The organism is Bacteroides finegoldii DSM 17565 (assembly GCF_000156195.1).
Lineage (GTDB): Bacteria > Bacteroidota > Bacteroidia > Bacteroidales > Bacteroidaceae > Bacteroides > Bacteroides finegoldii.
The window spans coordinates 493,726-507,634 of sequence record NZ_GG688317.1; the positions used below are offsets into that span (position 1 = coordinate 493,726).

The 13,909-nt window shown below is 42.8% G+C and carries 12 protein-coding genes; 4 read left to right on the forward strand and 8 right to left on the reverse strand.

The window, feature by feature from the left end:
- Nucleotides 1-396: 396 nt before the first annotated feature.
- From groL to BACFIN_RS17380, 4 genes are all read right to left on the reverse strand, one after another.
- The gene (gene groL, locus BACFIN_RS17395; RefSeq protein ID WP_007748528.1) at nt 397-2,034 is read right to left on the reverse strand and encodes a chaperonin GroEL; all 1,638 of its coding nucleotides are present in this window, start codon (nt 2,032-2,034) and stop codon (nt 397-399) included.
- Between the two features lie 43 nt (nt 2,035-2,077).
- Nucleotides 2,078-2,350, reverse strand: coding sequence for a co-chaperone GroES (locus tag BACFIN_RS17390; protein WP_004314007.1), 273 nt, complete (start codon nt 2,348-2,350; stop codon nt 2,078-2,080).
- A gap of 791 nt (nt 2,351-3,141) precedes the next feature.
- Nucleotides 3,142-3,849: a DUF5039 domain-containing protein gene (locus BACFIN_RS17385; RefSeq protein WP_022275608.1), complete on the reverse strand. Its 708-nt coding sequence runs from the start codon at nt 3,847-3,849 to the stop codon at nt 3,142-3,144.
- A 17-nt stretch (nt 3,850-3,866) separates the two neighbouring features.
- Nucleotides 3,867-4,415 (reverse strand): NUDIX hydrolase, encoded by a 549-nt coding sequence (locus BACFIN_RS17380; RefSeq protein WP_007748539.1) that lies wholly within the window; start codon nt 4,413-4,415, stop codon nt 3,867-3,869.
- Nucleotides 4,416-4,570: 155 nt separating this feature from the next.
- Between BACFIN_RS17380 and BACFIN_RS17375 the strand changes: the two genes are divergently transcribed.
- The 4 genes from BACFIN_RS17375 to hydF are packed head-to-tail and all read left to right on the forward strand — an operon-like array spanning nt 4,571 to nt 9,765.
- Nucleotides 4,571-6,040, forward strand: a complete 1,470-nt coding sequence (locus BACFIN_RS17375) for a 4Fe-4S dicluster domain-containing protein (protein WP_007748547.1) — start codon at nt 4,571-4,573, stop codon at nt 6,038-6,040.
- Nucleotides 6,021-7,160, forward strand: coding sequence for a [FeFe] hydrogenase H-cluster radical SAM maturase HydE (gene hydE, locus BACFIN_RS17370; protein WP_007748548.1), 1,140 nt, complete (start codon nt 6,021-6,023; stop codon nt 7,158-7,160). The genes BACFIN_RS17375 and hydE overlap by 20 nt, the downstream gene beginning before the upstream one ends.
- Nucleotides 7,157-8,578 (forward strand): [FeFe] hydrogenase H-cluster radical SAM maturase HydG, encoded by a 1,422-nt coding sequence (hydG, locus tag BACFIN_RS17365; protein WP_007748550.1) that lies wholly within the window; start codon nt 7,157-7,159, stop codon nt 8,576-8,578. Before hydE ends, hydG begins: the two co-directional genes overlap by 4 nt.
- On the forward strand, nt 8,575-9,765 hold the full coding sequence (gene hydF / locus BACFIN_RS17360) for a [FeFe] hydrogenase H-cluster maturation GTPase HydF (protein ID WP_007748552.1): 1,191 nt from the start codon (nt 8,575-8,577) through the stop codon (nt 9,763-9,765). The genes hydG and hydF overlap by 4 nt, the downstream gene beginning before the upstream one ends.
- 83 nt (nt 9,766-9,848) lie before the next feature.
- Here the strand turns inward: hydF and hisS are convergent, their stop codons facing one another.
- The 4 genes from hisS to BACFIN_RS17340 all read right to left on the reverse strand — a co-directional run bounded on the left by hisS (nt 9,849) and on the right by BACFIN_RS17340 (nt 13,874).
- The gene (gene hisS / locus BACFIN_RS17355) at nt 9,849-11,210 is read right to left on the reverse strand and encodes a histidine--tRNA ligase (RefSeq protein ID WP_007748557.1); all 1,362 of its coding nucleotides are present in this window, start codon (nt 11,208-11,210) and stop codon (nt 9,849-9,851) included.
- Between the two features lie 99 nt (nt 11,211-11,309).
- Complete coding sequence (locus BACFIN_RS17350) at nt 11,310-11,987, reverse strand: zinc metallopeptidase (RefSeq protein WP_022275614.1); 678 nt, start codon at nt 11,985-11,987, stop codon at nt 11,310-11,312.
- 130 nt (nt 11,988-12,117) lie between these two features.
- Complete coding sequence (locus tag BACFIN_RS17345; RefSeq protein ID WP_007748562.1) at nt 12,118-13,389, reverse strand: adenylosuccinate synthase; 1,272 nt, start codon at nt 13,387-13,389, stop codon at nt 12,118-12,120.
- A complete protein-coding gene (locus BACFIN_RS17340; RefSeq protein WP_032839131.1) occupies nt 13,386-13,874 on the reverse strand; it encodes a Fur family transcriptional regulator in 489 nt (162 codons plus the stop codon). The genes BACFIN_RS17345 and BACFIN_RS17340 overlap by 4 nt, the downstream gene beginning before the upstream one ends.
- Between the last annotated feature and the right edge of the window lie 35 nt (nt 13,875-13,909).

Sequence of the window (13,909 nt, forward strand, 5' to 3'; positions counted from 1 at the left end):
ATCGCAATAAGGTAAGTCATACCTTTTTATTGTCTATTTTATAGTCTATCTTGAAGTGGAAATCATTTTATTTTCTTATGTTTGCAATTATCAAAAAGTAAAAACACATGGAAAAGCCCGACTTTTCGCCTTTATCCCGACAAGCTCTACACACAACCATTAATACCGGATACAACCGTTATTCCATTCAAAGCGATATCTGCCTTCTTTACAGCCTTAAAATTCTCAACCGACAGTTCTACTATTTTATCCATACAGATATATTCTATAATATAGATGATATGCAAAGATAAGAAACAAAAAGAGATTCTTTTAAGTTTCAGAACAGTTTATAACAAAAAAGTCGCTTTCGGTAAACCGAAAGCGACTCCTATATTCATTCTACGAAAGCCGGAATTACATCATTCCACCCATGCCTCCCATTCCGGGAGCACCCATCGGCATTTCTGGCTTATCTTCCTTCTTTTCTACGATTACACATTCAGTAGTCAGGAACATACCAGCGATAGAAGCTGCATTTTCCAAAGCTACACGAGCAACCTTAGCAGGATCTACCACACCGGCAGCGTGCAAGTTTTCGTACACATCCGTACGGGCATTGTAACCGAAGTCACCCTTTCCTTCACGTACTTTCTGAACAACTACAGCACCTTCTTTACCGGCATTAGCTACAATCTCACGAAGCGGTTCCTCGATGGCGCGTTTGATGATACCGATACCGGTTGTCTCATCAGCATTGTCACCCGTCAGACCTTCCAAAGATTCGATGGCACGGATGTAAGCTACGCCACCACCCGGAATAATACCTTCTTCGATAGCAGCACGGGTTGCACGCAATGCGTCATCTACACGGTCTTTCTTTTCTTTCATTTCCACTTCAGAAGCAGCACCTACATAGAGAACAGCTACACCACCTGACAATTTAGCCAGACGTTCCTGCAATTTCTCGCGGTCATAGTCAGACTTAGTTGAAGCAATCTGAGCTTTGATCTGTTCGCAACGTTCTTTGATGTTGGCTTTGTCACCTGCACCGTTTACGATTGTTGTATTGTCTTTAGAAACAGTAACCTTGTCGGCAGTACCCAACATTTCGATGGTAGCCTGTTCCAGTTTCAAACCTTTTTCTTCACTGATAACAACACCACCTGTCAGGATAGCAATATCTTCAAGCATTTCTTTACGACGATCACCGAAGCCCGGAGCCTTCACTGCACAAATCTTCAATTGAGAACGCAGACGGTTCACTACTAATGTAGTCAATGCTTCGCTATCTACATCTTCTGCAATTACCAACAAAGGACGACCTGTCTGTACAGCTGGTTCAAGGATAGGCAAGAAATCTTTCAAGTTAGAAATCTTCTTGTCGTAGATCAGGATGTAAGGTTTCTCCATCTCACATTCCATCTTTTCCGTATTTGTTACGAAATAAGCCGACAAATAACCACGGTCGAACTGCATACCTTCCACTACGCCGATGGTAGTATCAGTACCCTTAGCTTCTTCGATAGTGATAACACCGTCTTTAGAAACTTTACGCATAGCGTCAGCAATCAATTTACCGATCACCGGATCATTGTTTGCAGATACAGTAGCCACTTGCTCGATCTTATCGTAGTTGTCACCGACTGTTTCAGCTTGGTTCTTGATTGATTCCACTACTTTGGCAACAGCCTTGTCGATACCGCGTTTGATATCCATCGGGCTGGCACCTGCTGTTACGTTCTTCAAACCTTCAGCTACGATAGCCTGAGCAAGAACAGTTGCAGTAGTTGTACCGTCACCCGCATCGTCACCTGTCTTAGAAGCGACCTCTTTTACCAACTGTGCACCAGTATTCTGGTAAGCGTCAGCCAATTCGATTTCTTTAGCTACTGTCACACCGTCTTTTGTGATGTGCGGAGCACCGAATTTCTTCTCAATGATAACATTACGTCCTTTCGGACCAAGAGTTACTTTTACTGCATTCGCCAAAGCATCGACACCTTTTTTCAATTGGTCGCGGGCATCGATATTGAATAATATTTCTTTTGCCATATCTTTATTTACTATTTAAAATTTTACTATCTACTATTATTAATTAACCCAAAACAGCGAGAACGTCGCTCTGACGCATGATAAGATATTTAGTACCTTCAACGTCAAGTTCTGTTCCGGCATATTTACCATAAAGAACCGTATCGCCTACTTTCAATACCATTTCTTCGTCTTTCGTACCGTGACCTACTGCCACAACTTCACCCTTCAAAGGTTTTTCTTTTGCTGTATCAGGGATAATGATACCACCAATTGTTTTTTCTTCTGCAGGTGCAGGGAGGATAAGCACTCTGTCTGCTAATGGTTTAATGTTCATAGTTACTTGTTATATTTTAGTTATACATTTAATATTTAGATGTTACCCGTCATTTTCAGGCGGAACGCTAAAAACATTGCGAAAAGTGTGCCAAAGCAGTTTAGTGATTCTTTGTCAGAAATTGAACTGACAAAATGGCTGTCTGCCTACCTCGTTATGGCAAAAACAAATGAATCCCGTGCGAAAGTTTTCGCACAGGATTCATATTATGCCTTATTATAACATGAGCTTGATATATTAATAGCCTTCACCTTTTCACTGTAACTCCTCATTCATCAGTGTTAACGGGTGAAGAGCGACATCTTCACCCGCATTTACACCTCCGGTTCATTAATAACAAGCTTACTTTCTATAGGCACTAAACTTCTTTTCTATTATAGATAAACTTCTCTTCTTCCGAATATAAAATTCTTTTGCACTAGGCACAATCTATAAACGCAAGTTGCGTTTATAAAAACAAAGATTGCGTTTATAAAAACAAAGGCTTCGTTTTTATAATCAAAGCCTTCGTTTATAGTTTATCTATAACCAAAAAGAAATTAGTTCTTATAGAAAGGAAGTTTAGATCCTATAGAAAAGAAGTTCATCTACAATATCCGGTCGCCATCAGACCAATTATCGGTATACATAGATAGCTTAAAAAAAGGAAAGTGGGTGAAATATATGCCCTTCACCTGCTAACATCCATGAATAAGGCGTTATAGCGAAAAGGTGAAAGGCATATCACATTTGTACGACACACGGACATCATACCTTAATTCCGGTAAATCAGACAGATAGAAAGTCTTTTCTTACTCTTCTTTAGCTTCAGTCAAGCCATACTTTGCTCTCGTAATTTTCCGTACAAGTTCCCTTTGAACACTTTCCAATGCGTTCACTTCTTTATCCAACAGTTCCAAAGCTGAACCTTTCTGTAGCAGATAAGAACGGTCTGAGTATTTTATCATAGAAGTGGACACTGCCTTATTATCCTTTTTATATTGTTCAATCATATATCGCAAAGCTTCCGATCTATATTTACAAACGGTCTTCCGTTCCGCATAATATAATTCTTTGTAAGCATTGTCTTCACTTCTCAACTTCTTCCAAAAAGCAGAAAAAGCTGCCGACACCGCATCTTTCTCTTCCTTAGATACAGCCTCCGATTGTCTCTTTTTAAGCTCCCTATATTCTTTATATGTATTTAAGAACTTATCCAGCGCATCTTTACAGACTTTATGCTCAAGCCGGTAATTTTCCAATGAAGCAGGACGGTTATATTCAACAATCTCTTGCAGGTAAGGCACATCATTCCAACTGATATACTTATTATTCGCTTCACAATAGTCTGCGTAAGCACTCACAAGTTGCCAACTATATTCTTTTGTTTTCTGATTCAGTTCTTCATTGATGGCCGACAAACTTTTCTCCATTTCCTGTAAATTCTGCGCTAATGCGGTCTGCATACTCCCCCATCCCGAAATGAACAGACAAAGGACACTTAATAATGTTGTTTTCATAATATAATGATTTTAAATTATAGACTTGCCATGTATTTCCAAAGAGGGGCGGCATTCAGCGACTGCATAATTTCGTTATTCTCAAGCAACGTCCTCACCTCTTCCAATGTGAACAAATGCACAGAAATATCTTCCGTAGCTTCCAAATGTTGATGATCTATCAGTTCCACATCTGTGGCGAGAAAACAATGAGTCAAGTTAGTATGAGTACTCGGATTAGCCGAAACTACCATATATTCCTGCCAGTTCCCATTGCCATACCCTGTTTCTTCCCACAATTCGCGCTGGGCGGATACCAGTGGCGAAACATCTTCCTTCTCGCACACACCGGCGCAAAGTTCATAACAAGTCCGTCCGATTCCAGGACGGTACTGACGAACAAAAACAAATTTACCTTCTTTGGTGATGGCAATCGTATTCACCCAATCGGGATATTCTAAGATATAATATTCGGGGATATGATTCCCATTTGGGAGCAACATATCTTCGCAACGTACAGTTAGCCAAGGGCGACGAAACAGGTACTTACTACTCACAGTTTGCCATGCTTTATTCTTTTCTTCCATGAAGTTTCATTTTTTCTTCCGACAAATATAGGAATTTCCAGCGAACCACCTCACTTCGCCTGTTTATTTTCTTTTATTGCAAAAAACTTAAATATTGAAATAGTGTTCGTATCTTTGCACCGGCTAACTAATAATCTCTTTATTTTTATTACAATATGGCATTTACGAATAATATTATGATTGTCCGGCACAAATTGCTGGCAGACCTTGTAAGACTCTGGAAAAACGACCAGTTAATAGAAAAGATAGACCGGCTCCCCGTAGAACTGAGCCCCCGAAGATCGAAGCCGATGGGACGTTGCTGCATACATAAAGAACGGGCGGTATGGAGATATAAGACTTTTCCTTTGATGGGATTGGATATGACGGATGAACATGATGAAGTCGCTCCCCTCTCTGATTATGCGCGTATGGCATTGAGCCGCCCCGAGCCGAATAAGGAAAATATCATGTGTGTGATTGATGAAGCATGTTCTTCCTGTGTCCAAATCAACTATGAGATTACCAATCTTTGTCGCGGATGCGTAGCCCGCAGTTGCTATATGAACTGCCCCAAAGACGCTATACGCTTCAAAAAGAACGGTCAGGCGATGATTGACCATGACACTTGCGTCAGTTGCGGTATTTGCCATAAGAGTTGTCCTTATCATGCCATTGTGTATATCCCCGTGCCATGTGAGGAGTCTTGTCCGGTAAAAGCGATCAGCAAAGACGAACATGGCATAGAGCATATCGATGAAAGTAAATGTATCTATTGCGGTAAGTGCCTGAACGCTTGTCCATTTGGTGCAATCTTTGAGATTTCACAGACATTCGATGTCCTGCAGCATATCCGTAAAGGAGAAAAGCTGGTTGCCATCGTTGCACCGTCCATTCTCGGGCAGTTCAACACAACCATAGAAAAGGTATATGGAGCATTTAAGGAAATAGGATTCGCTGATGTCATTGAGGTTGCTGAAGGTGCCATGCAGACTACCAGCAACGAAGCTCACGAGTTATTGGAGAAGTTGGAAGAGGGACAGAAATTCATGACCACTTCTTGTTGCCCTTCCTACATAGAGTTAGTCGAAAAACATATTCCGGGAATGAAGCCATACGTATCTTCCACCGGTTCACCCATGTATTATGCCGCACGGATCGCCAAAGAAAAACACCCGGACGCAAAAATCGTATTCGTCGGCCCCTGTATAGCCAAGCGTAAAGAAGTCCGACGCGACGAAGCGGTAGACTACATTCTGACATTTGAGGAAATAGGTTCTATTCTTGATGGATTCGATATCCAACTGGAACAAATGCAGGAATTTTCCATTTTGCACACTTCCGTCCGCGAAGCACACGGGTTTGCCCAGGCAGGCGGCGTGATGGGGGCTGTCAAGGCTTACTTGAAAGAAGAAGCGGAGAAAATCAACGCGATACAGGTATCGGACATCAATAAGAAGAATATCGCTCTGTTACGCGCTTGCGCCAAGACGGGAAAAGCTGCCGGACAATTCATCGAAGTGATGGCTTGCGAAGGCGGATGTATCACCGGTCCAAGTACGCATAACGATATTGTTTCAGGACGTCGCCAACTGGTACAAGAGCTTCTCAAACGCAAAGAGAGCTATGAAACAATGGATCGATAGGCTACGGTGGGAAAGAACACTCCGACCGGAAGAGTTCCGGCAACTGTTGACTGAATGTGACGCAGAGCTGCTGCGTTACATCAACAAACAGGCGCAGGAAGTCAGTCTCCTTCATTTTGGAAACAAGATTTATATCCGTGGACTGATTGAAATCAGTAATTGCTGCCGGAACAACTGCTATTACTGCGGCATTCGTAAAGGTAATCCAAACATCGAGCGTTATCGGCTGACGCAGGAAAGCATATTGGACTGTTGCAAACAGGGATATGAGTCAGGTTTCCGTACTTTCGTCCTGCAAGGTGGAGAAGATCCCGTCCTGACGGATGATAAGATAGAGAGGATAGTCACAAACATCCGGCAAGAATACCCGGACTGTGCCATTACATTATCACTCGGAGAGAAGTCCCGCAATACGTATGAACGTTTTTTTAAAGCAGGCGCCAACCGTTATCTGCTACGCCACGAAACTTACAACGAGGCACACTACCAACAACTGCATCCGGCGGAGATGTCCGGCAAGCGGCGTTTGCAATGTCTGCAAGATTTAAAAGACATCGGTTACCAGACAGGAACCGGAATTATGGTCGGCAGTCCCGGACAGACAGTGGAAGATATTATCGAAGATATCTTATTTATAGAACGGCTCCGTCCGGAAATGATCGGCATAGGTCCTTTCCTGCCGCATCATGATACCCCTTTTGCCCAATGCCCAAGTGGAACAGTGGCACAGACAGTTCTCCTATTATCCATCTTCCGCCTGATGCATCCATCTGCATTGATTCCGGCAACAACGGCTTTAGCGACTCTTGCCTCCGACGGAAGAGAACGGGGAATATTGGCAGGCGCCAATGTAGTAATGCCTAACCTCTCTCCGCGCGAGGAACGGAAGAAATATGAGTTATATAATGACAAAGCTTCACTCGGAGCGGAATCTGCCGAAGGCTTGATTGCCCTACAAAAACAACTGAATGCCATCGGCTACGAGATTTCCACCGAAAGAGGGGACTTTATACAGTACACCACAGATTACACGGATTTTCACAGATTAAGAATGAACCGGAATAAATCTGTGAAAATCCGTGTAATCTGTGGTGAAAATGAAAAAAGAGAAAATATATGATATACCAAAAAGATTCATCAAAAGCAGAAGAGTTTATCCACCACGAAGAAATTCTGGATACGCTGGAATACGCTAAAAACAATAAAGACAACCGTGCACTTATCGAGCAGCTGATTGAAAAGGCCTCCCATTGTAAAGGATTGAGCCATCGCGAAGCAGCCCTGTTGCTGGAATGCAACCAGCCCGACCTTATAGAACGCATATTTCATCTTGCTAAAGAAATCAAGCAAAAATTCTATGGTAACCGCATCGTGATGTTTGCACCGCTCTATCTGTCGAACTATTGCGTAAACGGTTGTACATATTGCCCGTATCACGCCAAGAACAAGACAATTGCCCGCAAGAAACTGACACAGGAAGAGATTCGCCGGGAAGTGATCGCCTTACAGGACATGGGACACAAGCGTCTTGCTCTTGAAGCCGGAGAACATCCATCACTGAATCCGATAGAATATATCCTGGAGTCCATAAAGACAATTTATAGCATTCAGCATAAGAACGGTGCCATCCGCCGGGTGAATGTCAACATCGCTGCTACTACGGTAGAAAATTACCGTAAACTGAAAGAAGCGGGTATCGGTACCTACATTCTATTTCAGGAAACTTATCACAAGGAAAACTACGAAACCCTCCACCCTACCGGACCGAAAAGTAACTATGCTTACCATACGGAAGCAATGGACCGTGCAATGGAAGGAGGTATTGATGATGTGGGGATTGGAGTTCTTTTCGGTCTGAATACTTATCGGTATGATTTTGTAGGATTGTTAATGCATACCGAACATCTGGAAGCTAAGTTCGGTGTAGGACCACATACCATCAGCGTCCCCCGAATCTGTTCGGCAGATGATATTGACGCCAGAGACTTTCCCAATGCCATCTCAGATGAAATATTCAGCAAGATTGTGGCTGTGATTCGGATTGCCGTTCCTTATACGGGAATGATTATTTCCACCCGTGAATCACAGGAATCCCGTAAAAAAGTTCTCGAACTGGGTATCTCGCAAATCAGTGGCGGCTCACGTACCAGTGTAGGCGGTTATGCCGAAACAGAATTACCCGAAAACAACTCCGCTCAATTTGATGTCAGCGATACACGGACATTGGACGAAGTGGTCAACTGGCTACTCGAACTAGGCTATATTCCTAGTTTTTGCACTGCCTGCTACCGGGAAGGACGGATGGGAGACCGCTTCATGTCATTAGTCAAATCCGGTCAGATAGCAAATTGCTGCGGGCCGAACGCTCTGATGACCTTGAAAGAGTATCTGGAAGACTATGCCTCCGAAGATACCCATCGGAAAGGATTGGAGCTGATTTCCAAAGAAACGGAACGAATTCCCAATCCCAAAATCAGAGAAATAGCTATCCGTAACTTAAAAGAAATTTCCAACGGTAAAAGAGATTTTCGCTTATGAGCCTGACAAATACTCCAAATGCCAACAGACTTCATATAGCCCTTTTCGGCAGACGGAACAGTGGTAAATCTTCTCTTGTCAATGCATTGACGGGACAGGATACCGCCCTCGTTTCAGATACTCCGGGAACGACTACCGATCTTGTATCCAAAGCTATGGAAATGCAAGGTATTGGTCCGTGTTTGTTTATAGATACTCCGGGGTTCGATGATGAGGGAGAGCTGGGAGAGCTGCGTGTCAGCCGGACTTTAAAAGCTATTGAGAAAACGGATATTGCATTGCTGCTATGTGGGGATACTACCTTTTCTCATGAAAAAGAGATGCTAGCACTATTGAAAGAGAAGAATATCCCTGTCATTCCAGTATTGAATAAAATAGATATAAGAGAGAACAGTGATAGCTTAGCTACATACATTGAGAAAGAATGTAAAATACGTCCATTGCTCGTCAGTGCAAAAGAAGAGATAGGAATCGAGCAAATCCGGCAGGCAATTCTTGAAAAACTGCCTTCGGATTTCGGTCAGCAAAGCATTACCGGAGAGCTTACCGCAGAGAATGATCTTGTTCTTCTCGTCATGCCGCAGGATATCCAAGCTCCCAAAGGCAGACTTATCCTGCCGCAAGTGCAGACAATCCGTGAATTGCTAGACAAGAAATGCCTTGTTGTGAGTTGCACTACCGACAAGTTGACAGAGACATTACAAGCTCTCGCCCGTCCTCCAAAACTAATCATCACCGACTCGCAAGTTTTCAAAGCTGTTTATGAACAGAAACCGGAAGAAAGCAAACTGACCTCTTTTTCGGTACTTTTTGCCGGTTATAAGGGAGACATTCATTACTATGTAGAAAGCGCTGCCGTCATTGAAAGCCTGACGGAGGATTCACGCGTATTGATTGCGGAGGCTTGTACCCATGCTCCCCTTACCGAAGATATAGGAAGAGTGAAACTTCCCCGCCTATTACGCAAACGAATTGGCAAAAAGTTACAAATCGACATTGTAGGCGGAACGGATTTTCCTCAGGATCTCATGCCTTACGACTTGATTATCCATTGCGGAGCATGTATGTTCAACCGCAAATATGTGCTAAGCCGCATCGAACGTGCACGGGAGCAGCACATCCCCATGACAAATTATGGAGTGGCTATCGCCTACCTCAACGGAATACTTGACCAAATAGAATATTAAACAGTACACACGGAAAGAAAAAATAAGGTGTCGCTGATTGTGAAGTCAACGACACCTTATTTTTTTTATATTCCTACTATCTCTTATCTTATAGCAGCAATCAATTCTTCCGCCGAAACAAGATTCTGTTCTCCTGTCTCCATATTCTTCAGCATTGCTTTGCCTTCGTTCATTTCATTCTCACCGACAATAGCTACAAACGGAATATTCTTTGCATTGGCATAGCTCATCTGCTTCTTCATCTTAGCCGTATCGGGGAAAATCTCCGCACGGATACCTGCAGCACGTACTTTCGATAAAATGCCCATAGAGAACGCGGCTTCCTTCTCACCAAAGTTAATAAACAGAAGTTCGGTTCCATTCACAGCTTCTTTAGGATAAAGGTCGAGTTGGTTCAGCACATCAAAGATACGGTCTGCACCAAAGGAAATACCGACACCTGATACTCCTGCCATGCCGAATACACCGGTCAAGTTGTCATAGCGACCACCACCTGTGATACTGCCGATCTGCACATCCAATGCTTTTACTTCAAAAATAGCACCGGTATAATAATTCAGTCCGCGAGCTAATGTCAGGTCGAGTTCGATTTCATTCTTCAATCCCATTGTCTCTAAAGTATTCAGAATAAATTCGCTCTCTTCTACCCCTTTCAATCCTACTTCGCTGGCAGCCAACACATTTTTCAGCGTCGCCAACTTTTCCGCATTCGTTCCGCTAAGGAGAATGATCGGTTGTAGCTTGGCAATAGCCTCATCACTGATACCTTTCTCTTTCAGTTCGGCATTTACATTGTCCAAACCGATTTTATCCAACTTATCTATGGCAACAGTGATATCGACAATCTTATCCGATTCACCGATAATCTCGGCAATACCGGAAAGAATCTTGCGATTATTGATTTTAATGCACACACGGATGTTGAAACGGCTGAATACAGTATCGACAATCTGCATCAATTCGACTTCGTTCAGCAAGGAATCACTTCCCACCACGTCTGCATCACACTGATAAAACTCGCGATAACGTCCTTTCTGCGGACGGTCGGCACGCCATACCGGCTGTATCTGATAACGCTTGAAAGGGAAAGTGATTTCGTCACGGTGCATCACTACATAACGCGCAAAAGGTACTGTCAAGTCATAACGCAATCCTTTCTCACAGAACTTACTTGCCAGCTTAGCAGCATTACGGCTCAATAATTCTTCGTCTGTGATTCCTGAGAAGTAATCACCCGAATTCTGAATCTTAAAAAGGAGTTTATCACCTTCGTCACCGTACTTTCCCATCAACGTAGAAAGCATCTCCATCGCAGGAGTTTCTATCTGCTGAAAACCATACAGATGGTATACGTCACGAATTGTATTGAATATATAATTACGCTTCGCCATTTCTACCGGCGAGAAGTCACGAGTTCCTTTAGGAATACTTGGTTTTGCTGCCATGATATTGCTGTTTATAATTTTAATTGCGCAAATTTACTGCAAATTTCCGAGCAATGCTTACATATATATGAAAAAATCCTCCATAGTCTTCGGAAAGACTTAGTCTCTTCTACCCATGAAAATCATGATATAGTAAACCAACGTAGCCAATGAACTCAATGCAGCAACTACATAGGTATAAGCAGCAGAACGAAGAGCATCTTCAGCTTGTGCATGATTGTACGAGTTAGTAATGCCGGATGAACTCAACCATACCAATGCACGTTTACTTGCATTGATTTCCACTGGCAACGTGATAAAACTGAACAATGTAGTCATGGCAAACAAAATAATACCTGCCAGCAATAACTGCGGAAATGTGTTCACCAACAAGATACCACCCAGCAATACCCATGTCATAATGGAAGAGGCAAAATTAACTACCGGAACCAACGCACTACGCATCTTCAAAGGAGCATACATACGCGCATGCTGCACGGCATGACCACATTCATGAGCCGCTACGGCAGCCGCCATTATACTATTACTTTCGTACACTCCTTCACTCAGATTCACCGTTTTGTTAGTCGGATTATAGTGATCGGTCAACTGACCCGGCGTATGCGTCACCTGTACATCATAAATTCCATTGTCATGCAACATCTTGATAGCTACGTCGCGTCCTGTCATTCCATTTCCTGTAGGAATCTTAGAATACTTTTTGAATTTGCTCTGCAAATTCATTTGTACCAGCCAACTTACTACGGCTATTCCTATAAATAATACCCAATAAGACATATTCATTTCATTTTAATTATTACTCTATATCTCCATATACAAATTGTTTGCCAAAAATAAGGGGAAACTATCAATGTCAGAATAGTTTCCCCTTGCTTTTATGAAGAATTAGCTAAAAATTAGTCAATTATTATTCTTCAGTATAGCGTTCGATAGTTTGTGCTCTGTCCGGTCCTACAGATACAATCTTGATTTGTACCCCCAACTGCTCCTCTAGGAAAGTCAAATAAGCATTGAATTCTTCCGGGAACTCATCTTCGCTCTGCATCTTAGTCATATCTGTCTTCCAACCGGGAAGTTCTGCATATACAGGTTCCACGCCTTCTGTGATATCGTACGGGAAATAGTCGATTTCCTCACCATTTACCTTGTAAGCTACACAAGCCTTGATGGTATCGAAAGTATCAAGCACATCGCTCTTCATCATAATCAACTTAGTAACTCCGTTTACCATTACAGAATATTTTAATGCTACCAAGTCAATCCATCCGCAACGACGCTTACGGCCGGTCACAGCACCAAACTCATGTCCCAATGCGCCAATCTTGTCGCCTGTCTCATCAAACAACTCCGAAGGGAACGGACCTGCACCTACACGTGTACAATATGCTTTGAAGATACCATATACCTCCCCGATACGGTTAGGAGCTACGCCCAAGCCTGTACAAGCACCTGCACAAACCGTATTAGAAGAAGTTACGAACGGATATGAACCGAAGTCAATGTCAAGCATAGTACCTTGGGCACCTTCACAAAGTACGCTCTTACCATCCTTCAACAAATTGTTTATTTCATGTTCACTATCTACGAAATGGAATTGTTTCAGATATTCAATACCTTCCAGCCAAGCCTTTTCCAGCTCCGTCAAGTCATATTCATAATTCAGACTTTTCAGAATCTGTTCGTGACGGGCTTTCGCTGCGGCATATTTCTGTTCGAAATTATGAAGGATATCTCCAACACGAACACCGTTACGACTAACTTTATCTGTATATGTAGGACCAATACCCTTACCGGTAGTTCCTACTTTGGCATCCCCTTTGGCAGCTTCATAGGCAGCGTCAAGGATACGATGTGTCGGAAGAATCAAGTGAGCCTTCTTTGAAATATGCAAACGTTCTTTCAACGGATGACCGGATGCTTCAAGAGCCTCAGCCTCTGCCTTGAACAGCGCCGGGTCAAGTACCACACCATTGCCGATGATGTTTACCTTATTTCCCTGAAAAATACCGGAAGGAATAGAGCGAAGTACATACTTCTGTCCTTCAAACTCAAGTGTGTGACCGGCATTCGGGCCGCCCTGAAAACGAGCAACCACATCGTACTTAGGTGTTAAAACGTCGACTACTTTTCCTTTACCTTCGTCGCCCCATTGTAATCCTAATAGAACATCTACTTTCATCTTTCTTTTTTATTGTTGTTATTGACTTTTTTCCGTTTGTTGGCTCTGTCGCACTTGCTGCATATCCCATATATATATAAGGAATAATGCGAAAGCTGGAAGCGGCTTAATTTCGTATTTTCAATGACATGCTGCAATTCCTCATTCTGAAACTCAGTCACTTTACCGCATTGCGTACATATCTGGTGATGATGCGTTTCACGATTGTATGATTTTTCGTATTGGGAAGAAGTACCGAACTGATGCTTAATGACCAGCCGTGCATTGATAAGAAGAATAATGGTATTGTAAAGAGTAGCCCGACTCACCCGGAAATTCTCCTGATCCATCATTCGTGAATAAAGCATGTCGATATCGAAATGACCGTCGATAGAATAAATTGTATCGAGTATGGCGTAGCGTTCAGGAGTCTTACGATGCCCGTTCGCAGTGAGATATTCAGTGAATATCTGCCTTACTGTATCTTTCACGTTTTGAGTTTCCATCATCAGCCAAAATTAGCGCGAACAAAGTTAAGCCT